The 22,869-nt window shown below is 60.0% G+C and carries 16 protein-coding genes; 6 read left to right on the top strand and 10 right to left on the bottom strand.

Annotation, left to right across the window (positions count from 1 at the left end):
- Nucleotides 1-33: 33 nt before the first annotated feature.
- The 10 genes from E5720_RS10210 to dnaA form a co-directional block, all read right to left on the bottom strand.
- Nucleotides 34-1,473 (bottom strand): DUF3566 domain-containing protein, encoded by a 1,440-nt coding sequence (locus E5720_RS10210; RefSeq protein WP_247596256.1) that lies wholly within the window; start codon nucleotides 1,471-1,473, stop codon nucleotides 34-36.
- Nucleotides 1,473-4,016, bottom strand: coding sequence for a DNA gyrase subunit A (gene gyrA / locus E5720_RS10215; protein WP_136170574.1), 2,544 nt, complete (start codon nucleotides 4,014-4,016; stop codon nucleotides 1,473-1,475). The genes E5720_RS10210 and gyrA overlap by 1 nt, the downstream gene beginning before the upstream one ends.
- 69 nt (nucleotides 4,017-4,085) lie before the next feature.
- Nucleotides 4,086-6,125 (bottom strand): DNA topoisomerase (ATP-hydrolyzing) subunit B, encoded by a 2,040-nt coding sequence (gene gyrB / locus E5720_RS10220; protein ID WP_136170575.1) that lies wholly within the window; start codon nucleotides 6,123-6,125, stop codon nucleotides 4,086-4,088.
- A 310-nt stretch (nucleotides 6,126-6,435) separates the two neighbouring features.
- Nucleotides 6,436-7,533, bottom strand: a complete 1,098-nt coding sequence (locus tag E5720_RS10225; RefSeq protein WP_136170576.1) for a PDR/VanB family oxidoreductase — start codon at nucleotides 7,531-7,533, stop codon at nucleotides 6,436-6,438.
- Nucleotides 7,534-7,565: 32 nt separating this feature from the next.
- Nucleotides 7,566-8,414, bottom strand: a complete 849-nt coding sequence (locus E5720_RS10230; RefSeq protein ID WP_247596307.1) for a metal-dependent hydrolase — start codon at nucleotides 8,412-8,414, stop codon at nucleotides 7,566-7,568.
- 252 nt (nucleotides 8,415-8,666) lie between these two features.
- The gene (locus tag E5720_RS10235; RefSeq protein ID WP_136170578.1) at nucleotides 8,667-9,221 is read right to left on the bottom strand and encodes a DUF721 family protein; all 555 of its coding nucleotides are present in this window, start codon (nucleotides 9,219-9,221) and stop codon (nucleotides 8,667-8,669) included.
- A complete protein-coding gene (recF, locus tag E5720_RS10240) occupies nucleotides 9,221-10,432 on the bottom strand; it encodes a DNA replication/repair protein RecF (protein WP_136170579.1) in 1,212 nt (403 codons plus the stop codon). The genes E5720_RS10235 and recF overlap by 1 nt, the downstream gene beginning before the upstream one ends.
- A 2-nt stretch (nucleotides 10,433-10,434) precedes the next feature.
- Complete coding sequence (gene gnd, locus E5720_RS10245; RefSeq protein WP_136170580.1) at nucleotides 10,435-11,355, bottom strand: phosphogluconate dehydrogenase (NAD(+)-dependent, decarboxylating); 921 nt, start codon at nucleotides 11,353-11,355, stop codon at nucleotides 10,435-10,437.
- Nucleotides 11,356-11,431: 76 nt separating this feature from the next.
- Nucleotides 11,432-12,616, bottom strand: a complete 1,185-nt coding sequence (gene dnaN, locus E5720_RS10250) for a DNA polymerase III subunit beta (RefSeq protein ID WP_136170581.1) — start codon at nucleotides 12,614-12,616, stop codon at nucleotides 11,432-11,434.
- 649 nt (nucleotides 12,617-13,265) lie between these two features.
- On the bottom strand, nucleotides 13,266-14,798 hold the full coding sequence (gene dnaA / locus E5720_RS10255; protein ID WP_136172572.1) for a chromosomal replication initiator protein DnaA: 1,533 nt from the start codon (nucleotides 14,796-14,798) through the stop codon (nucleotides 13,266-13,268).
- A gap of 660 nt (nucleotides 14,799-15,458) precedes the next feature.
- On the opposite strand from dnaA, the gene rpmH reads away from it, so the two are divergent.
- The 6 genes from rpmH (at nucleotide 15,459) to E5720_RS10285 (ending at nucleotide 22,150) form a co-directional block, all read left to right on the top strand.
- Complete coding sequence (gene rpmH, locus E5720_RS10260) at nucleotides 15,459-15,602, top strand: 50S ribosomal protein L34 (RefSeq protein ID WP_026347786.1); 144 nt, start codon at nucleotides 15,459-15,461, stop codon at nucleotides 15,600-15,602.
- Nucleotides 15,603-15,633: 31 nt separating this feature from the next.
- Nucleotides 15,634-16,014, top strand: coding sequence for a ribonuclease P protein component (gene rnpA / locus E5720_RS10265; RefSeq protein WP_136170582.1), 381 nt, complete (start codon nucleotides 15,634-15,636; stop codon nucleotides 16,012-16,014).
- Nucleotides 16,011-16,334: a membrane protein insertion efficiency factor YidD gene (gene yidD, locus E5720_RS10270; protein WP_136170583.1), complete on the top strand. Its 324-nt coding sequence runs from the start codon at nucleotides 16,011-16,013 to the stop codon at nucleotides 16,332-16,334. Before rnpA ends, yidD begins: the two co-directional genes overlap by 4 nt.
- A 4-nt stretch (nucleotides 16,335-16,338) precedes the next feature.
- A complete protein-coding gene (gene yidC, locus E5720_RS10275) occupies nucleotides 16,339-17,445 on the top strand; it encodes a membrane protein insertase YidC (protein WP_136170584.1) in 1,107 nt (368 codons plus the stop codon).
- Nucleotides 17,446-17,474: 29 nt separating this feature from the next.
- Nucleotides 17,475-18,113, top strand: a complete 639-nt coding sequence (locus E5720_RS10280; protein ID WP_136170585.1) for a R3H domain-containing nucleic acid-binding protein — start codon at nucleotides 17,475-17,477, stop codon at nucleotides 18,111-18,113.
- Between the two features lie 2,613 nt (nucleotides 18,114-20,726).
- Nucleotides 20,727-22,150, top strand: a protein-coding gene (locus E5720_RS10285; RefSeq protein WP_247596308.1) for an IS3 family transposase whose coding sequence is annotated in 2 segments (ribosomal slippage) — nucleotides 20,727-21,054 and nucleotides 21,054-22,150 — 1,425 coding nt in all. Because the reading frame shifts where the segments join, the coding sequence is not laid out codon by codon here.
- The last annotated feature ends 719 nt before the right edge of the window (nucleotides 22,151-22,869 follow it).

Below are 22,869 nucleotides of genomic sequence, written 5' to 3' on the forward strand. Positions count from 1 at the left end.
AAACGGCTCGATGCGGTGCCGTCTTACGCCGTGTCAGTCACGATCCGCGAGCGTCACTTCGACGCCCCCGACCAGGTCCGACGACAAGTTGTAGATGAACGATCCGATCGTCGTCAGTGCAGTGAACAACACCACATTGAGGATTCCGATGACGGCTGCGTAGCCGAACACCTGGCCTGCACTCACCAGTCCACCACCGCCGTCCTCGTTGACGATTTCGGTGAAGGCGCTGTTGAGTCGGTCCCACACGCCCATACCGTCCAGAACGGCGTACAGAAGCCCGACTGCCACCATCCAGACGAAGAACAAGGACACCGCGATCACCAGCGAGATCTTCAGGGTCGACCACGGATCGATCTTCCGGATCTGAATCGTGGCACGGAGCGGCTCGCCCTCTACCCGCGCAGCAACCGCCACCGGGGCAGGAGCCTTCTGTGCCTCGCTACTGGGCGCGGGATGTCGAACGGACGACAAGTCCGGCATGTCCTTCGCCAGATCCTTGCGTTCGATATGACGAGTCGGACCGTCGATGACGGCGGCCTTCGACTTGGCATCTTCCCGCCGCTGAGCCTTCGCCCCCTGACTTTCGCCACGAGGACTTTCGCCACGAGCTTGCGCGGTGGGTGTGACTGGTCCATCGGCAGGTGATCCGGCCGGCAACGCACCAGTTCGAGTCGACAGATTGGTCTGCGGCTGGTTCTGCGCACGTCGCGCTGTCTCGTGCTGACCTTGACCTTGAACCTGACCCCGTTGCCACGGTGGCGCTCCCTGCGCAGACCTGTCGGCCCCCGCACCGTCCGGCGGACCCGCAGAATCGGTGCGCTCTTTCGGCAGAGCCGTGGTCGAAGGTTGCTGACCTCCGGCCCTCTGCGGATCAAGTGGTGCCGACGCCGATTCCGGCGCTGCAGCCGCCGAAGGCGTCTCCCGCGGGCGCTCGGGCACACCTTTCACCGTAGGTGCTGCCTGAGTCGGCGGTGGCTCTGCCGCAGTCGGTCGAGGTGCAGGCTGCACCCCGGCCGGAGGCTGGACACCCGGTGAAGTCGGGGCCCCCGGTGGATTCTGCGACCGCGGTGAGGCGGGCTGCTGTGCACGCTGTTCGGTTGGGGCCGAGGCTGCCGGGTCGGTCTGTGGACCAGGCGCAGTAGCGCCGGTACTCGGTCGTTGGCCAGGAACTACCTGCTGTGAGGGTCCCTGCTGTGGGGCGCTCTGAGCCGGCGGCCCTTGCGGTGAGCGGCCTGGTGCCTGGGTCTGTGGCCCCTGCGTCGGCCGTGCCGGAGGACGTGTACCGCCCGGCGGCGGCGGCGATCCTGCCGCGGCCGGCCTCAGTGGTGCCTGCTGCGGCGGGGTACGCACGGGCTCCGCTGCGGAAGGAGGCCGTGCGGCCGGTTGCGGTCGCGCAGGCTGCCGCGCGGCAGCATCGCCTTGTTCGCCCTGCGGGGCCGGCCTGCTACCGGGCCTGTTGGGAGTACTCACTACGACTCCTTCGGTGCATCTTCTTCGGTGCCCTCAGCGCCCAACTCGGGCTCATCGGCATTGCGGGCAATAGCGAGCAGTGTGTCGCCTTCACCGAGATTCATCAACCGAACGCCCTTCGTCTGTCGGCCTGCTTTCCGGACCTGCTTAGCCGCGGTACGGATAACGCCACCCCCGGATGTGATGGCATACAGCTCGTCATCATCGTCGACTATAAGAGCCCCCACCAGCGTGCCACGCTTCGGATCGTACTGAATCGTCAGCACGCCCTTTCCGCCTCTGCCCTGCTGCGGGTAGTCCTCCATCGCTGTCCGCTTCGAGTAGCCACCCGAAGTTGCGACCAAAAGGTACTTGCCTTCGCGGACGACATTGAGGGACAGTAGCCGATCTTCACCGTTGAATCGCATGCCCTGCACACCGGATGTCGCCCGACCCATCGGACGTAATACTTCGTCCGTAGCCGAGAACCGGATGGACTGGCCCTGCGCGGAGACGAGAAGCAGATCGTCATCAGAGGACGCCAACACTGCGCCGACCAATTCGTCCTCACCGCGAAGGTTCACTGCCACGATGCCGCCGCTTCGGTTGGAGTCGAAGTCGGTGAGCTTGGACTTCTTGACCAGACCGCCCTTGGTCGCGAGGACCAGGTACGGCGCATCCTCGTAGGTCTGGATCTGAATGACCTGAGCTATCCGCTCGTCCGGCTGGAAGGCGAGCAGGTTGGCAACGTGCTGACCACGGGCGGTGCGGTTGGCTTCCGGAAGCTCGTAAGCTTTCGCGCGATAGACGCGCCCCTTGGTGGTGAAGAAGAGAATCCAGTCGTGCGTCGAGCAGACGAAGAACTTGCTGACGATGTCGTCCTGTTTGAGTCCCGCACCCTGAACGCCCTTGCCGCCGCGCTTCTGCGAACGGTAGAGATCGGTCCTGGTCCGTTTCGCGTAACCGGTCTCGGTGATGGTGACCACGACGTTCTCACGTGCGATCAGATCCTCGTCGTTGACGTCGCCGTCGGATGCGATGATCCGGGTGCGCCGGTCGTCGCCGAACTTCTCGACGATCTCGGCGAGTTCTTCGCGCACGATCTGGCGTTGACGCTCGGGCTTGGCAAGGATGTCCTCGAGCTCGGCGATCTCGATTTCGATCTCTGCCAACTCGTCGATGATTTTCTGACGCTCGAGGGCAGCAAGCCTCCGGAGCTGCATCGCGAGGATCGCGTCGGCCTGAATCGTGTCTACCTCGAGCAAGTCGATGAGGCCCGTGCGGGCGGAATCGACGTCGGGAGAGCGGCGGATCAAAGCAATGACCTCGTCGAGCGCATCGAGCGCTTTGACCAATCCGCGCAAGATATGTGCGCGCTCTTCCGCTTTACGCAGTCGGTATCGCGTGCGGCGGACGATCACTTCGAGCTGATGGCTCACGTAGTAACGGATCATCTGGTCGAGACGCAACGTACGCGGGACGCCATCGACGATCGAGAGCATGTTTGCCCCGAAGCTCGTCTGGAGCTGGGAGTGCTTGTAGAGGTTGTTCAGCACCACCTTCGCGACGGCATCGCGCTTGATTGTGACGACGATGCGCAGGCCGACGCGGTCCGAAGACTCATCGTCGATCTTCGAGATGCCACCGAGCTTGCCGTCACGCACCTGCTCGGCGATCGAAGTGATCATGTTGTCCGGGTTGACCTGATAGGGCAGCTCGGTGATCACGATCGTCGCGCGACCGTTGGAGTCTTCTTCGATCTCGACGACGCCGCGCATCCGGATGGATCCACGGCCGGTGGAGTAAGCGTCCTGGATACCCTGGCCACCGACAATGAGTCCGTGTGTCGGGAAGTCCGGGCCCTTGACGCGTTCCATGCACGCGGCCAAGGTGGCTTCTTCGTCCGCCTCGAAATTGTCGAGGGCCCAGAACACTGCTTCACCGAGCTCGCGCAGGTTGTGCGGCGGAATGTTGGTGGCCATACCGACGGCAATTCCGTTGGACCCGTTCATCAACAAGTTGGGCACCCGCGACGGAAGTACCGTCGGCTCTTGGGTTTTGCCGTCGTAGTTGGGAATGAAATCGACGGTTTCCTCGTCGATGTCACGCAGCATCTCCATCGCGAGCGGAGTCAGACGTGCCTCGGTGTAACGCATTGCGGCGGCGCCGTCGTTGCCGCGCGATCCGAAGTTGCCCTGACCGTCGACCAACGGGTAGCGCATCGACCACGGCTGAGCCAAACGGACCAACGCGTCGTAGATCGAGCTGTCGCCGTGCGGATGGTAGTTACCCATCGTTTCGGCAACGGGGCGTGCGGATTTGACGTAACTGCGGTCGGGACGGAAGCCCGAGTCGTACATGGCGTAGAGCACCCGGCGGTGGACCGGCTTCAAGCCGTCTCTGACCTCGGGTAGCGCACGGCCGACGATGACGCTCATCGCGTAGTCGATGTAGCTACGCTGCATTTCCTCTTGAATGTCGACCGGATCGATCCGGTCTCCACCCTCGGCATTGGTGGTCGAACCAGGAGGCGGTCCTACTGGTGGTTCGGTGATATCGGACATAAGCGTTTTCTCCTAGAGAAAGTCACCGTAGGTCAGCACGACAGTGGCGAGCCGACCTACGGACATCAACTAAACGTCAAGAAAGCGAACATCTTTGGCGTTGCGGGCGATGAAACTACGACGAGCGGGCACGTCCTCGCCCATCAATACGCTGAAGAGTTCGTCTGCAGCTGCCGCGTCGTCGAGAGTGATCAAACGCAAGACGCGCACCGACGGATCCATCGTCGTTTCCCACAATTCCTTGGGATTCATCTCACCGAGACCTTTGTAGCGCTGTACACCGTCCTCGATGTTGATCTTGCGCTTGTTGGCTATACCTGCCTCGAGCAAGCCGTCTCGCTCAGAGTCGGAGTAGGCAAAATCGGGTTCGCCGCGGCTCCACTTGAGTTTGTACAGCGGAGGCATCGCGAGGTAGACGTGGCCATGCTCGATCAGGGGCCGCATGAAACGGAACAGCAATGTCATCAGCAGCGTGGAGATGTGCTGGCCGTCGACGTCGGCGTCGGCCATCAGCACGATCTTGTGGTACCGCAGCTTGGTGATGTCGAACTCGTCGTGGATACCGGTGCCGAAGGCGGTGATGATCGCCTGGACTTCGTTGTTCTTGAGCACGCGGTCGATACGAGCTTTTTCGACGTTGATGATCTTTCCGCGAAGCGGCAGGATCGCCTGGAACATCGAGTCCCGGCCGGACTTGGCCGAGCCACCGGCGGAGTCGCCCTCCACGATGTAGATTTCGGACTTGCTGGGGTCGTTGGAACGGCAGTCGGCTAGCTTGCCCGGTAGTCCACCGATATCGGTTGCGCTCTTGCGCCGCACCATTTCTCGCGCCTTACGCGCAGCCATACGAGCCTGCGCCGAAGACACAGCCTTGTTGATGATCGTCTTGGCGTCGGCCGGGTTCGATTCGAACCAGTGCGAGAGATGCTCGTTGCAGGCCTTGAGAACGAACGAGCGGACCTCGGTGTTGCCGAGTTTGGTCTTCGTCTGGCCCTCGAACTGCGGCTCGGATACGCGAACCGAGAGGACAGCGGCCAATCCCTCACGGATGTCGTCGCCGGTGAGATTCCCGTCCTTCTCCTTGATGAGCTTCTTTTCTTTGGCGTACTTGTTCACCGTCGCCGTCAACGCCGTGCGAAAACCTTCTTCGTGGGTTCCACCCTCATGCGTGTTGATGGTGTTGGCGAAGGTGTGAACCGACTCGGAGTAACCGGCGTTCCACTGCATCGCGACCTCGACCTCGTGGCCCGTGCCCTTACCGGTGAATCCGACGACGGAGGTATGGATCGGGGTCTTCTTCGCATTGATGTGCTTGACGAAGTCGACCAGGCCATCCGGGTATTGATACGTCCGTTTCCGTGCCTTCGGGGGCTTGACAACAGCGGCTTCGGCCTGTTCCTCGGTAGCAGACTTCGGTGCCAGCGCAGTTTCGCCCAACTCGTCTTCGGTTACCTCGGCGACGGCAATGCGCTCGTCGGCGAAGTTGATGGTCAGACCCTTGTTGAGGAACGCCATTTCCTGCAGACGGCGATGCACGGTCTCGAAGTTGAAATCGAGGGTCTCGAAAATCTTGTCGTCAGCCCAGAAGCGAACCTTTGTTCCGGTCTCTTCGGTTTCTCCCACGGTCTCGAGTGGGCCGGGCTTCGCATAGTCGTACGTCTGGGTATAGCGATGTCCGTCACGTGCGATCTGCAATTCGACCTTCGTGGACAGCGCGTTCACCACAGAGATACCGACGCCGTGTAGACCACCGGAAACCGCGTACGAGTCCGAATCGAACTTGCCACCCGCGTGCAACTGAGTCATGACGACCTCGACGGTGGGAACACCGGAGGAGTGCATGCCGACTGGAATACCTCGACCGTCATCCTCGACCTCGACGCTGCCGTCTTCGTGAATCGTGACGTTCACGGTCGAGGCATAGCCAGCCATCGCCTCGTCGACCGAGTTGTCGACAACCTCCCAAATCAGGTGGTGCAGACCTCGCTCACCGGTCGAGCCGATGTACATACCTGGTCTCTTACGTACTGCTTCGAGCCCCTCGAGGACCGTGATGGACGAAGCGCCGTAATCCTTGTTATCGCTTTTACCTGACTTTTGGGCAGTCACGGTTGGGTTGTTCTCCTTCTACGCATCTTCGACTCCCCCTCGCACCACACGGTGCTGCCGCATCGAAAACACACTCGTGGTGCTCCCGGCACGGATGCGACACACCGTCATGGACGCCTTCCGCCTTTCGCGGTGGACGTCCTGGTTCGGCAGAGTCGATCCGAAGGGCTTCCTTACGTTACCGCCCTATACTACTGGTACGCCCTGGCAGCATGGGGCCAATGACACCCCAAACTAGCCTCTGAATGGCTCACAGACGCATTTTCTCGGAGTACGACGGCAAAAATGGACAGTAGAACTGCCTTGAGGGTCAGAGGTCCAGCACGATCCGGTCGCCACTCGAGCGGGACACGCAAATCAGCATTTCTTGCTCCTGCTCGTCCGAGGTCAACCTGTGTTCGCGGTGCTCGGGCTTCCCACTGAGAACACGCACGCGGCACGTGCCACAGAATCCCTGCTGGCAGGAGTAGCTGACATCGGGCCGGATCGCCCGAATCGCCTCCAGCACAGTCTTGTCCGCCGGAACGGTGACGATTGTTCCGGAATTCACGAGTTGAACCTCGAACTCCACTCCATCGCGCACCGGTGGCGCAGAGAACCGCTCGAAATACAGATGTGTGGCAGGGAACGCGTCGAACGCCGTACGCACACACTCGATCATCGGCGGTGGACCGCAGCAATAGACAGCACCGCCGACAACAGGCTCGAGCAGCGTCGGGCCGGACGGCACACCTTCGACATCGTCGGTGCGTACCGTCACGCGGTCGGAATCCCACGTCACTATCTCGTCGAGAAACGGCATCGATTCGCGCGAACGCCCGCAGTAGACGAGATGCCAATCCATACCCACTTCGCGAGCGGCACGCACCATCGGAATAATCGCGGTAATCCCGATTCCACCGGCAACGAACACCGCCTGCCCGCTCGGTACGAAAGGAAACCCGTTGCGTGGTCCGCGAACCACAAGTTCAGCTCCCTCCTCGAGGGCATGCATCTCCTGTGATCCACCGCCACCGTCCGGGATGTACCGCACCGCAACGGTGTAACTGCCGAGATCGCCAGGATCTCCGCACAACGAGTACTGCCTACGCCGTCCCGAAGGCAAGTGGAAGTCCAGGTGCATTCCCGGTGCCCAGGCCGGCAAAAGCGACCCGTCGGAAGACCGGAAAGTCAGCTGCGCCACACACTGATCGACGCAGAGGATTTCTCGTCGGGCGAGAGTGAGCGAGACGGTACGCACCACCTCCGGCGCAGCGTACTCACCGGAATACGATCCGTCGTCGAGAAGGGCAAACCACTTGTCCAAGGCGTCGGTGACGATCGACACCGTCTGGTCCGGCACGGCCCGGCCGTACAGATCACCCGGGATGACTCGGCCCACGCGGAAGGCCACGACCGACCGCGTCATTTTTGCCCACTTGCGACGAAAACCCAAGGCAGTCACCGCGCAGCTGCGCGTGCAGCAGGGGAAGTAGCGAGATATTGCACCGCCTGCGCGGTGGATCCTTCCTGTGACGGGTGGTAATCGGACCGCAGATAGCGCAGCGATGCATTACACAACGACTTCGGACTCGGAAAGAGCCCTCGAGCAGCAACCCGGCGATAGTCACGCAATGAAGGGCGGCGTTTTTTCGGTGGTAAAGCTGCCAATGTCGGGTCCTGATCCATCAAGAACCGCACCCCGCGCGTCCAGAACCACACCATGGTCGGCGCGATGGCAATATAAGTCCGCAGCCGTCGTGCCGGTCGTACATCGAAATACTGCATGACCTCGAAAGCCACCGATCGGTGCTCGACTTCTTCAGCCCCGTGCCACCTCAGCAGGTCCAACATTGTCGGGTCGAACTCGACGACGTCGAGCTGACGGGCATTGAGCACCCAATCCCCGAGAAAGGCCGTCAAGTGCTCGACCGCTGCGATCAGCGCAATGCGCTCCACCAGGCTGTTGCGCGAATGTCCGGTCCTGTTTCCCAGTGCACGTCCGAACAAAAATCGCATTTGCTCGACGTAGGGCTCGACATCGATCCCGTAGGCGGTGAGCTGGTCGAGGACCTGTGTGTGGGCCTGAGCGTGCACTGCTTCCTGCCCGATGAAGCCGATGACGTCCTCTTTGAGCTGCTCGTCATGGATCAATGGGAGAGCTTCTTTGAACGTCCGGACGAACCACTCCTCGCCCTCGGGCAGAAGAAGATGCATCACGTTGAACAGATGTGTCGCCAACGGATCGGCATCCACATAATGCAGCGGCAACGAGCCCCAGTCGAACGAGACATTCCTGGCCTGCAGAATGACCCTGTCATCCGGCGTAGCCGCGTCGACATTGTGCGTTACCGCGACGGTCGAGTGCCCGTTACGGTCCGAAGATCGAAAATTCTTGGGAAACACTGCATCCCTTCGTCGACTGCGTCGGCTGCCCCGAGCCAACAGCCTTGGTGAAACCGAGTGGACACGCATCCAAAAACGGCCAACCACCCACAATACCCTTGAATCACCGGCGAAGTTGTGATAATTCCACTCCTGAAATATCAGGGGAAGGAGCATTTACCCATACGTGTCTCGGGGACCCCTGCCCTTGACGTGGCGATCACCCTTACGCCAACTTTTCGTGGTGGGTCCGGTGATCTTCAGCGACTTCACGATCCCGTGGCCGACTGCGGCGGCGATCTTGGCCAGAATCTGCGCCTGCATCAAGCGAAGTTGAGTCGCCCACGCCGTCGACTCCGCCGATATGCTCAAAACGCTGTCCTCGAGCTTGACAGGGACAGCGTGTGCCGCAATATCCTCACCGACGACGGTGGGCCAACGCCCCATCACCGTGCCCTCTGCCACTTTGTCGGACCATCCACGTTTCTTTGCAATCGATCCGGCCACCGAACCGAGTGTCTGTGGGTCACGATCGTCTGGTCCGGCCCCGGACCATCCGCGCTTGCGTCGGCCTCGAAGCGCGCGCACTCCACCGCTGGGCGACGACCGTCCATGCCCCACGGACTTACCACTCGCTTTCGCCGCCGCACGTGCGTCCTCGAGGGCACGTCGAGCAAGATCCACTCCGCGTGGTTCGTTCTCCTGATCTTTGGTTCCGGCATCATCGGTCATCAGCACACGTTTTCATCGAGCGGAGTGATGGTGGAGATTCGACCCGAATCTCCCTGAACAGCTTCGACGCCGAAGCGCCTGGCATCAATTTCTGCCGGGATATCCTCGGCGACAGCAGCCGTGATGATTACCTGCTCCGCCTCGGAAGCCACTCGTGCAAGCGCACTACGACGTTTTCGATCCAGTTCGGCAAATACGTCGTCGAGCATCAGGACCGGGTCGCTGCCCTCAGCACGGAGCAGCCCGAAAGACGCCAACCGCAACGACAACGCGAAGGACCACGATTCTCCATGGCTCGCATAGCCTTTCGCCGGCTGATCACCGAGCCCAAGTTCGAGATCGTCCCGGTGAGGTCCGACCAGGCAGACTCCACGTTCGATCTCACGCGTACGCATCGTCGAAAGTTGATGCAAAAAAGCAGCTTCCAGTACCTCGACATCATCGGATTCGGGTTCGCGATTCGGATCCGAGAACTCCGGTGGCAACGCTTCGGCGAGACTGCTTCGGTACTTGACCGTTGCGGGGCGTGACTCCGGGGCAATCGACGCGTACGACTCGGCTACATGAGGTGTCAACTCGTGCACCAAGCCGATTCTTGCGGAAAGCAACTCGGCACCATGCGCAGCGAGATGCCCATCCCATACATCCAGAGTCGCCAATGCACCAACACCGTCGCTCGAGCTCGAGCCACGTCGCAGGGATCCACCGGCCGTCTTGAGCAATGCCGATCGCTGACGGAGAACCTTCTCGTAATCTGCTCTGACAGCGGCCATTCGAGGACGACGCGTCGTCAACAGTTCGTCCAGATACCTACGACGCTCGCCTGGGTCTCCGCGCACCAACGCGAGATCCTCGGGTGCGAACAACACACTGCGCAGTACCCCCAGGATTTCACGGGGCCGTCGCACCGGAGATCGATTCATTCTTGCTTTGTTCGCCCGCCCCTCGAGGATCTCGACATCGATCGTCAATTCTCGACCATGATTTATCACCGATGCACCTGCAAAGGCCCGCTCCGCACCTGCTCTGATCATCGGCGCATCCGAGGACACACGGTGAGAGGACAAGGTCGACAGGTATCCGAGCGACTCGAGCAGATTCGTCTTTCCATGCCCGTTGGGACCGACGAACACCACGGAGCCAGGACCGAGATCAGTGGTGACGTCATCCCACGAACGAAAATCGCGAAGAGTGAACGAACGAACGAACAAGGCTATTTCTTGGGGTCGGGTGCTCGAAGTAATTCGTCAGCACCTACCCGCTTGACGGCGTGGCCGCCGAACTGGTTACGAAGAGCGGACACAGCCTTCATAGCGGGCGAATCATCCTGCCGCGAAGCAAATCTCGCGAACAGTGCGGCCGAGATGACCGGCACTGGGACCGCATGCCTGATCGCCTCTTCCACTGTCCACCTACCTTCGCCGGAGTCCTCGGTGTAACCGGAGATCTCGCTGAACTCTGGGTCCTGGGCCAAGGCCTGCACGAGCAGATCGAGCAGCCACGAACGAACGACGGTTCCTTTGCTCCACGCGCGGAGCACACCCTGGACATCCTGAACGAGCTCTTCTGCCTCGAGCAGCTCGTATCCCTCGGCATAAGCCTGCATGAGACCGTACTCGATGCCGTTGTGAACCATTTTGGAGTAGTGGCCTGCACCGACCGGACCTGCGTGGACGAACCCGTCGGCACGCTCGCCCTCTGGGCGTAGGGCATCGAAGATCGGAAGGGCGCGTGCAACGTCATCCTCGGAACCGCCCACCATGAGGCCGTATCCGTTTTCGAGTCCCCAGACACCACCGGACACGCCGGCATCGATGTAACCGATACCTTTCGCTGCAAGTCGTTCGGCGTTCGCGGCGTCGTCGGTGAACCGCGAGTTGCCACCGTCGATGACCAGATCACCCTTGTCGAGTACCTCGCTCAACGACGCGATCGTGCTTCGGGTGATGTCACCGGACGGAACCATGACCCACACGACCCGCGGCGCCACCAACGTCTTGGCCAGCTCCTCGAGGGACGGGGCGTCGGTAACCTCTGGTCTTGGGTCGTACCCGATCACTTCGTGCCCGTGCGCGCGCAGACGCTCGCGCATGTTGAAGCCCATTTTCCCGAGGCCGACCAATCCCAGCTGCATGAGGAGATGTCCTTCTCTAGTGTGCGGATGCCCCTTGGTATCGAGTAAACCTCATCCGCACGTGTTCCGTATCCGATCAGCCAGGTAGTCGAACCGGCATCAGCAAATACGTGTACGCACTCTGCGGTGCTGGGAACTTGCCCGAAGAATCCGGAACGAGCTCATCCTCGGTGGTCGGACGCAGAACTGCCGGCCGGCTGGGAGTGGTGAACCCGAACGTTACTTTTTCACTGTGCAGCGAGGACAATCCATCGATCAGGTACCCGGGATTGAAGGCGATCGTCAATGCCTCACCTTGGAAGTCTGCAAGCAGGCCCTCTTCGGCACGCCCGGCATCGTCACCTCCTGCGGAGAGAAGCACACCTTCGGCCGAGAACTCGAGTCGTACCTGGGCACCGCGCTCGGCAACCAACGCGACGCGCTTGATCGCTTCGACGAGCGGAGCGATCTCAACGACCGCGACGGCCGTGTGTTCCGGTGGCAACAGCTGGCGAAACTTGGGAAAGTCTGCATCCAGGAGTCGCGTAGTGGTGCGACGACCTTCGCTGATGATTCCCAGCAAGCCGTCGGCGCCGATGGTCGACCCCGAACCCAGTGCGAGTTCGACGGGTGAGCTCGCATTTCCGACCAACGTCTTCGCGGACTCGGACAGAGTCTTCGCAGGTATGAGAACTTCGGTCGTGATGTCTTCGCCGACAGGTGTCCACTCGAGTTCACGGACGGCCAGGCGGAATCGGTCGGTGGCTGCGAGCACGACCTTGGTGCCTGCAATCTCGACTCGGATGCCGGTCAACATCGGGAGGGTGTCGTCCTTGCCTGCCGCAACTGCAACCTGCGCGATGGCTTCGGAAAACACCTCCACCGGGACCGATCCGGTCTGCGTCGGCAGCTCGGGAAGCTGAGGGTAGTCCTCGACGGGCATCGTCGGCAGCGAGAACTTCGCACTGCCGCAGGTGATGAGCACTCGAGTTCCCTCGACACCGACGTCGACGGGTTTGTTCGGAAGAGACTTCGTAATATCGGCCAGAAGCTTGCCGGAGACCAGGACTCGACCTGCAGTTGCAACCTCAGCAGATACCCGGACCTGGGCTGATACCTCGTAGTCGAACCCGGAAACAGTCAGACCCTGCTCGTCGACGGCGAGAAGAACTCCACCGAGAACGGGAACGGGCGGCCTGGACGGGAGGCTTCGAGCAACCCAGGCAACGGAATCGGAAAAATCTTCGCGAGCAACGCGAAACTTCAGACTTCCAAGCTCCATCGCTAAAGTCTTTCCTCTCGTTCGGCAGCAGTTCGTTCCCACAATGTCTGCGGTGAGCGCGACGTGCGCTCATGACCGGTGCATCGAAGAGTCTGACACAACCGAGCAGAAGCACACCGTATGCCCTTCCCGACCAACTTGAAAGCCGAACGACGGGGTCGACTGAGCGGGCCCATGGCTCCCGGGTGGGGCCTGTGAACGAATCGTTCCCCAACACCTGTTTTAGAAGAAGGTCTTTTCAAGAGAAATTCTTAGTATTAATAGGTCCTGTGGAATCTGTGCACCGAGGTATGTACTCCCTGGTCGCCAAGCGTGGTGTCGTGGGGATGAATTCGGGACCGATCACCAGTGGTGAGCCAACAGCCTGTGGACGAATCACATCGATTCACAGGGTCCCACAATCCATCCCCAGATCCAGCCGGTTATCCACACGGTTATCCACAGGTGTGAATCATTCGAACGGAGTCCTGAAAGCACGGATTTTTTGGCATCCGGGGACCGAAAATTGACCGAAAATTTGTTACGAAGAGTGGCATAAGTCGCTCGAGGGGCACGGTTGAGTGCTGTGGAGTGCGCTCAACCGTGCCGGCGCGGGTAGCCGCGGGGTAAGTGGAAGAGAAACCCGCTCAGCGACGAAACGGACTGCTCGTCAGCGCTTGGACCGCTGCTTCACTCGAGCGGTCAGCTCTTGGACCTGGTCGTACACCTTGCGCCGCTCGGTCATCTCTTTACGGATCTTCTTATCCGCGTACATGACAGTTGTGTGATCTCGGCCGAATGTCTGCCCGATCTTGGGCAGTGACAAGTCGGTGAGTTCACGGCAGAGATACATGGCAATCTGCCTGGCCATCGCGAGCGCACGCGCTTTACCTGGTCCACAGAGGTCGTCGATCGAGGTGTCGAAGTATTCCGCCGTAACGGCCATGATCGTCGCGGCATTGATCTCGAGGCTCGACGAGTCGGGCATCAAGTCTCGAAGGACCACCTCTGCCAGAGTGAGATCCAGCGCCTGACCGTTCAGCGACGCAAATGCCGTGACACGGATCAACGCGCCCTCCAGTTCACGGATATTGCGCTCGATCCGACTGGCTATCAGCTCGAGGACATCGTGCGGAACATCGAGACGATCCATCCGAGCCTTCTTGCTGAGGATGGCGATGCGAGTCTCGAGCTCCGGCGGTTGAACGTCGGTGATCAGGCCCCACTCGAATCGAGTGCGTAGACGCTCCTCGAGGGTCGCCAGCTGTTTCGGGGGGCGATCGGAGGAGACGACGATCTGCTTGTTCGCGTTGTGCAGTGTGTTGAAGGTGTGGAAAAACTCTTCCTGGATACCTTCTTTACCTTCGATGAACTGAATGTCGTCGACCAGGAGTACGTCGGTCTCCCGATATCGGCGTTTGAACGCCACCTTGCGGTCGTCACGAAGACTGTTGATGAAGTCGTTGGTGAACTCTTCGGTCGAGACGTACTTCACGCGCATGCCTGGAAAGAGGCGCTGCGCATAGTGGCCGGCAGCGTGGAGCAAGTGCGTTTTACCGAGCCCGGACGCGCCCCATATGAACAAAGGGTTGTAAGCGCGAGCAGGTGCTTCAGCAATGGCGACTGCCGCCGCATGGGCAAATCGATTCGATGCGCCGATGACGAAAGTGTCGAAGGTGTACTTCGAGTTGAGGCTTTGTGCCCCGGACGTCGACGAAGTGGTCGTCGGCGGCTTGGTGAAGTACGTAGGCCACGAGTTCTGCACACTTGCCAGTGCTTCACGCTCGTCGTCCACTTCCTCGTAGTCGGCAGTTTCCGAGTCGGACGGATCGTCATCGGTGCTGGTGAGGAAGCGTCTCCGGTAAGTCGGGGTGCTCGTTGCCTCCGAATACCGCGGTTGCTCAGGCTCGTGTTTCTCTTCTTCGGGTGCTGAAATTCGCACCCCTAGGCCTTCGACGCCCTGGCCGAGGTGACGGCCGAGCGCGTTCAGTATCGGTTCTCGCAGGTCTCGCTCTATCGCTTCCTGCGCAAAAGACGAAGGAACCGCCAGCAATGCGAAGCCTTGAGTCAGGGTAAGGGGCTCGACGAGAGCGAGCCATGCCTTTTGCCCTTTGGTCAGAGGTTGACCACTGTGGCGGTCGGACGTCAAATCCGTGACTACCTCTGGCCAGATACGCGCCAGCGCATCCGGATCCTTGTTCACGGTGCCTCCCCATTCGGACGTGCCATTGAAGCGAAAGTGCATGTCGTCGACAGCACGTGCCGCGGACATTGCCTTCGAAAGATGCTGTTGTTTCACGCTCGCACCGCATCGAAGTCCGATATCGTCGCCGTCGATCGCGAGTTCATCGGGGAACCACAGCCGGAAGTGCAACGTATCGGGTGCGGACGTGCCGCGTACGAATATGCCATTGGTTCGTGTTTCCACACAATTATCCACAGGTGTGGATGAACGACATCGGTGTCACCCCGATGGACGACATTTTTCGGAAATCGTCATTCTCGAGAGTCTTGACCAGGACTTTTGGCAAATACGAAATCCTCGAGTTACAGGTTTCGCACGAAGACCCGACAGAGAACGCCCCTGAGAGTGGTTATCAACACCCCTTGTTCCCCAGGCCTGGGGATGAATTACACCGATGTGACGCAGGGTCGTATGATTGGACGGGTTTGACCACCGCTGAGTCGATCAGTACTGTCGAACAGTCACCCATGGCGAGGTGGCCGATGCTTGCTGGCTGCTTACAGTCTGTGTTCACTCGGATTTCTCGCTTTTGGGGTGTAAACGAGTTCGACCGAACTCGCTACCAACCGTTTTGGACACTTCAGAGTAAGTGTCTTTGATTTTCGAGGAGTGTTCACCGTGGCCAAGGGCAAGCGGACGTTCCAGCCGAACAACCGACGCCGCGCGCGTGTTCACGGCTTCCGTCTTCGTATGCGTACGCGTGCAGGTCGTGCAATCGTGTCGGCACGTCGCGGCAAGGGCCGCAAGGAACTAACCGCCTAATCCATGTTCGTCTGAGTTTACGGAGCTCGGGGTGTTACCTGAGCCGCACAGACTGCACCGAAGCGCTGATTTCACACGCGCGGTGCGTCGAGGCCGCCGAATGGGTAGACAAGACTTGGTCGTTCACGCCTACACGCGTGACGATGCAAGTTCTGTTTTCAGTGTCGGCGAACCTAGATTCGGATTGATCGTGAGCAAAGCTGTCGGGCCGGCGGTAACTCGTCATCGAGTTGCGCGCCGGCTTCGGCATATCTGTTCGGAGATACTCCTGGAAGTACCCGAGAGTTGCGATGTCGTTATTCGCGCACTTCCCGGTTCTGCGACCTTGTCGTCGAAAGATCTGCAGCGACAGGTTCGTTCCGGATTGAAGAAGCTGGGATACCTCGGAGCGGTCAGAGATATGAATTCATGAAATTTCTACGCCTCGTCCGGTCGTTCCCCGCGCGGATCCTGATCTTATTTATAGAGCTCTACCGCACCTATGTGTCTCCGCTCAGACTTCCCACCTGCCGTTTCTCCCCCACGTGTAGTGAGTACGCAGTCGAAGCGTTGAAGACGCATGGTGCCATCAAAGGAACCTTGTTAGCTATCGCGCGGCTACTGAAATGCGCGCCCTGGCACTCTGGAGGCTGGGACCCGGTGCCCGATCGCGGGTCATGGCGGGTACGCAAGCAGACTTCCACCGAAGATAGCCACGATCTCGCGATAGTGGACGAACAGAGGAGTACATAGAGCCGTGCTGGATTTCATCTATTATCCGGTCTCCTGGATTCTCTGGGTATGGCACAAGGTGTTCGGTGCCGTCCTCGGAGCGGACAACGGCTTTGCATGGGCCTTGTCCGTAGTGTTCCTCGTGTTCACTTTGCGATTGATTCTGTACAAGCCGTTCGTCAAGCAGGTTCGCACCACGCGTCAGATGCAGGAACTGCAGCCTCAGATCAAGGCTTTGCAGAAGAAATACGGCAAAGACAAGCAGCGCTTGGCCGTGGAGATGCAGAAGCTCCAAAAAGAGCACGGATTCAACCCCATTATGGGTTGCTTGCCGGTCCTGGCGCAGGCACCCGTGTTCATCGGCTTGTTCCACGTTCTGCGCTCGTTCAACCGTACGGGTACTGGGGTCGGTCAGCTGGGCCTTGATCCAGCGGTCAACCGTACGATTCCGAACTACGCGTTCGATGTCGCCGATGTGAACTCCTTCCTGGATGCCCGACTCTTCGGCGCCCCGATCTCGGCCTGGATCACGATGCCGAAGGCACAGCTGGACGCCTTCGCAAACCCCGAGCTCGGTTTGGGGATCCCGTCTATCTGGACGATCGTCGCTGTTGCAGTGCCGCTGATGATCATCGCCAGCATCGCAACGCACTTCAACTCGCGCGCTTCGGTCGCCCGACAAAGCGCAGCGGCTGCGGCCAATCCGCAGTCCGCGATCATGAACAAGCTTGCTTTGTACGTGTTCCCCTTGGGTGTTCTCGTCGGTGGACCCTTCCTCCCGATCGCCATCCTGCTGTACTGGGTCTCCAACAACGGCTGGACCTACGCCCAGCAGCACATTGTGTTCGCGAAGATCGACAAGGAAGAAGCAGAGAAGAAGCAGCAGGCCATCGAGAAGCGAACCGAGAATGCGCCCAAGCCCGGTGTGAAGCCGCCTGCCAAGCCGAAGCCGGGTGCACGCCCCAAGCTCTCGAAGCTCCCGCCCGCCACTCTTGACACTTCCGATGCGGTGACCACAGCGGATGACGTATCTTCTGCTAGTTCGACTGCACCCGACGGCTCACAGCCACAGAAGCCCACCCAGCCGAAATCTCAGGCGAACCGTAGTAAAGCCAAGCGCAAGCGACGCTGAGACGCATCGAAGACAAGGACACCAAGCACATGTCTGCAGATACCGACGAAGTGACCAACCCCGACGAAGCAGTGAATGCTGGGGACGTAGCGAGTGAAATCGTGGCAGTCGATGCCGAAACGGATCCGAGTGAGGGCGAGGTAGTCAAGGTGACTGCCGTCGACAGTGTGTCTGACGAAGACTCGGACTCGGACGATGAGGATTCCGAAGACTATCTGGTCGAGGAAGGCGAGATTGCCGGGGACTACCTCGAGCAGCTTCTCGATGTTCTCGATTTCGATGGAGATATCGACCTCGATGTCGAAGGTGATCGCGCGATCGTCAGCATCGATGGTGGAGATGATCTGACGAAGCTCGTCGGACGTAAGGGTGAGATCCTCGATGCCCTCCAAGAACTGACTCGACTCGCCGTGCAGCAATCGACGGGCGAGCGAAGCAAGCTGATGCTCGACGTAGCGGGCTGGCGCGCGAACCGCCGGAGCGTATTGAGCGCTTTGGGTATCGAGGCGTCGAAGCGTGTTCTCGAAAGTGGCGAGCGTGAAGAGTTGGACCCTATGACCCCTTTCGAGCGGAAGATCGTGCACGACGCGGTAGCCACGGTCGACGGTGTCGAAAGTGAAAGTACTGGTGTCGAACCGTCGCGACGGGTAGTTGTCGTCAAGTCCTGAATTGATGAATTGAAAGGCCCCCGGCTTCGGTCGGGGGCCTTTCTTGTTCGGTGAGTAGGGCTGAGCCGACGGGAACTACAGCAGTGTTATTAGTCCGGGAGGGTTGGTTTCACGTGAAACTTGGTATGCACCCGAAACGTCACTGTGACGGCAGCGTGCGATGGAGGCGCCCCTCATGTTTCACGTGAAACCGCAAATTGTGTCGACTAACTATGCAGGCGAGATTGGCGTAGGGACGACCCCTCCCGTCGCCGCTCCAGGATTTGCAAACATCTCCGAATGACCTGTTTTTTCTTGCAACCCTCGAGACCTGCCGGCATTTGCGACACGCGTTCTCAGGTCGGTGTGGAGAAGATCGGACAGTCGAACTGGACCGGGTGACATTGCGCGCGGGCTCCATGTGTATCGGTGGGAAATAGATGGCGCTGCCGCGACCGTGGGAGCGCAGCTACTCGACAAACCGCTCTCTGTCACTGCCTAGAAGATCGTCGCTTTGGCGTTTCGGTTCGCATGAATGCCCGGGCCGCGATCTCGGCGGGACGTGGGCCGCAGTATTCAGGCACTATCCCAACCACGTTCTACCAACAGGGTGGTGAAGTAGTGGAAGCCCGTGCCCCATGAGATATTTCGTACAGCGCTGATCCTGCTGTATCCGTTGGGCTGCTGATACTTGCGCAGAAGTGGTCGGTACGAGGGTGAGTGCTCGAGCTCGAATCGAAGTCGATAATCATGCGGGCGCCTTACTGTCGAGTGTCACAAGAAGTGGTCGTGGTCGGGCGGGACATGTGCACTCTCTGTATCGCCTGCGAGGAGGATGGGCCGGTTTGGATTTCGAACCTTGATCCGGCTTCACATGGCGGTTTCCGGTGTTTGGGCATTGCGAGTCGCAGACCGACAATTCCAATCGACCTCATTGCTGCCGCGGGACGTTTGTCGTAGTGGAGTTGTGTGGAGAGCACGTGGGCTGGATATGCGGCCTGGGCGGACTGAGGGCGAGGGTCGGTGCATTCGTTTGCAGGGTGAGCGGATTGCTTCCGCTTGCCTCGAGGGGCCGGGTGTGTAGTTGGTCGCGACCAATGCTTCTTCTTTTGTCGCAGGGCCCCCTTTTGACGTTGTAGTCGGTCGAAGTCATTGCCCACGTTGGGGTCTTCGACCACGTGCTCGGTGTTAAAGGTGTGGGTGTTGACCCGGGTTTCGGTTGCACTGTCGGTTAGCGCTCGAGCGAGTCGGGTCCGTGGGTCGTGAGTCCATCGGAGTAATGCTCCAGAACGAGTTCCTCATCGCGCCGACCCGCCATCGCGACGATGCATGACGGGGGCTGCATCAGTGCGCTTACCGTTTGTAGCAGTTGTGACGCCAGTCGGTGTGGGCTGATCCCCTTTCGGTCAAACCGGTGCACTCATGTGCGTTAGGGGTTGGTCGCCGTGCAGCAGGTGATCTGCCATCGAGTGCGGTCGGTATCCGTCCGCCTGTCCCCTCGCATCACTCGGTGCACTCGGATCAGGTCTCTCTGAATGCAGATTCTTTGATGAGCCATCCGGCTGGTGGTTGACGAAGACAATCCCGTCCAGACTCAGCGGACTGTCCGGGCTTGGTACCCACGATCTCCTTGACTGCAATTGTGGTCCGCTCGAGGCCGACGGTGGAGCGGATCGGCTACTGGCTTCCCGTTCGGATTCTGTCTGCTCGAACTGCGGCGCATCCTTCGTTTGCCCATGTTTCACGTGAAACGTTCCAGCGGGAGGTGTCCCTTTGCCGGGTTCAGCTCCTGCGTCACGTCAGCCTCTGTGCTGTGCTTGGACGTTCGGATGATTGGTGCATCGACAGGCCTGTTGTCGAGTAGTCGACTTGTCGTCTACCTCTTGTCGTCGCTTCTCCCCCAGGCACATTGTGCAAGAAGTTGGCATTGGGCGTTTTTCGTGAAACACCGAACAGGCGCGATCGAATTCATACCGCGATCCACAGACCCGCTCTGCACTGCAGGTTTCGATCGGCGTACTACCTTTGTGGTGTAACTCGGCATTTTGATGCAACTACGGATGAGACTGTCGAGCAGACTCCGACTAAGCGCCTCGAGGGGTTGCCCATCGGGTCGAAGGTCCGATGGACCGCATCGACAAGTGATCACTCGACCATCGCCTCCGTCCGATTGTCGCCGGCAAGTTTCGGGGTGGAGCCGAAGACATGTTGAATCGGGGCAGTGTCACTGGACCCGACTTTCGCGGCGAACGGTGATGTAGTTACCACCGAAGTTGCTTCGTGCCGAGAGTGACCGGGGAGATCATGTCGCAGACGGAATGTGGGACAGCGTTCGTTTGCACGCGTCGGTGCTATGGGTGCGAGGGCCTAGCGCACTGTAGGTAGAACGTGCCTTGTCTGTATGTCGTCACTCACCTGTCGAAGGTGCGCATCGCGAGATCGTCATGCGTTGGGCGTGGCATGGCTGTCGGGAGGTCCTCATATTGTGTCGCTTCCGGTCGGCCCTCCCCTGCGTGCCAGGGTGAGGTGAGTCCAGTGGTTCATAGCAACCCGGCCTGATGCAGGGCGAGATACGGATCGACACACACCATGGCCATCACCACCAAGACGCCGGTCAGCGGCGACAATGAACGCATGGATTCAGCGCATCCGAGAGCAGACGGTCCACGACGGCGACGCGCGTTCACCGCGGCGGAGAAAATCGAGCACGTGCGTGCTTACGAGCAAGCCTGCGAGAGCGGTGACGGCGGGGCATACCTACGCCGCGAGGGACTGTATTCGTCGTTGATCAGCGAATGGCGCAAACACCGCGACGCCGGTGTTCTCGTCGGCAAAAAGCCCGGCGAGAAGGTCGGCAAGCTCACCGCCGAGCAAGCCGAGATCGCCCGCCTCACCCGTGAGTTGAACCGCGCGAACAAGCGCCTGAACACCACCGAAGCTGCACTGGATATCATGGGAAAAGCACACGCGCTCTTGGAATCTCTCTCCGAGAGCGCGGATTTCGGCGAGAAGAACAACAAGCGATGACCACTGCGTACACCACACTGACCGGCATCGGAATTAGCTCCCGCGAGGGCAGCGTTCTCACCGGTTTGCACCGATCGACGGCGACACGTCGAAGTGTCGCAGCTACAGCACCGACACCGCCGGTGCCGCAGGAACCAGCGGCGGAGCCGGTCAACAAAGTCACCACCAGCGAACGGCGACGCATCCTCGGCGTCCTCAACTGCGAACGGTTCGTCGACCTCGCACCGCTACAGATCTACGCCCAACTCCTCGACGAGGGCATCTACCTGTGTTCGGTGTCGACGATGTATCGAGTGTTGCGCGAGAACAGACAGGTCAGCGATCGACGGCGACTCGCTCGGAACCCGGCCAGGGCATGTCCGGAGCTGGTGGCGACCGCGCCGCGGCAGGTGTACTCCTGGGATATCACTAAACTCGCCGGCCCAGTGAAGGGGCAGTACTTCGATGCGTACGTGATGATCGACATCTACTCCCGCTACATCGTCGGAGTGCATGTTCATAATCATGAATCCGGTGTGCTGGCAAAGGAATTGATGGAACAGATCTTTTCGATTCATGGTGTCCCGCACGTCGTGCATGCCGATCGTGGTACCTCGATGACCAGTAAAACCGTCGCGACACTCCTCGCGGATCTCGAGGTCACCCGAAGCCACTCCAGGCCTCGGGTATCGAACGACAATCCGTACTCGGAGTCGTTGTTCAAAACTTTGAAGTACGGCCCCGGCTTCCCGGATCGGTTCCGATCACTGAGCGAGGCAAGAGCATTCATGGATATCTTCACCGATTGGTACAACCACGAACATCGCCACACCGGTATCGGACTGCACACTCCCGCCGATGTTCACTACGGCTTGGCTGCACGCAAGGCAGCCGAACGCCGTCTCGTTCTCGACGCCGCCCGCGCTGCACATCCGCATCGCTTCGGCAGCACTGCCGCACCGAAAATCCTCGACCTCCCCGACACCGCGTGGATCAACAAACCAGCAGAAACAACTGACACCGATCAAGAGCACGATTCGATAGCGGCGTAACACCCACTGGACTCATCCACCTTGACAAATTCCGCTCGAGCGACGAGGGAATGGAAGTTGGTGGGACCGGCGTGCTGGCTTATGTGGCAACTGGGACGTTGTCGTCTGGCAACGTCAGTGCGCCGCTGGGTCCGTCGGGAACTGATTAGGTGTTCGAGAGTATGTGGGTGGAGATCAAACTGTGGGTCAGCGCTCGACGATGGTCGGCGGTGACGGGATCTTTGACGGGGGCTTTGGTGGGCCCGGGGCTCAGCGCGGAATCATCGGGGCTGTCCGTGTTACCCGACCCTCGAAGGCAGCTTCGGGTTGGGAGCAGGTCGAGAGGGCGGCTCGGCTCGAGGGTGGAAGCGGGGCTCGGGTTGGGAGCTGCTGCTCGAGGGTGGAAGCGTCGCTCGAGGGGATGAGCTCGGATCGATCGTGTTGCGGGCGCGGTGACCCGCGATGATCGGGCGTCGCCACTCCCGAGTCGTGACCGGTTGCCTGCACCGGACGATGGATTGCCCCTCGCCTGAGTAGCCGCCGACAGGTTGCGCGAATTTTGGTTCGGTCCCGCTCCGCGAGTGTTGACGAGGTGCGCCTTCGTCAGAAGTATTTCCCCCATCCCGTCTCGTGAGGATTTCGCAAACTGCCGCGTGTATGGCGTGGTCCGACAGTTGAGAGAAGCTTTATCGAGAGGGATGCCATATCCGAATACTGCGCAACAGCCGGCCGTCATTTGG

The organism is Rhodococcus sp. PAMC28707, assembly GCF_004795915.1.
Taxonomy (GTDB): Bacteria; Actinomycetota; Actinomycetes; order Mycobacteriales; family Mycobacteriaceae; genus Rhodococcoides.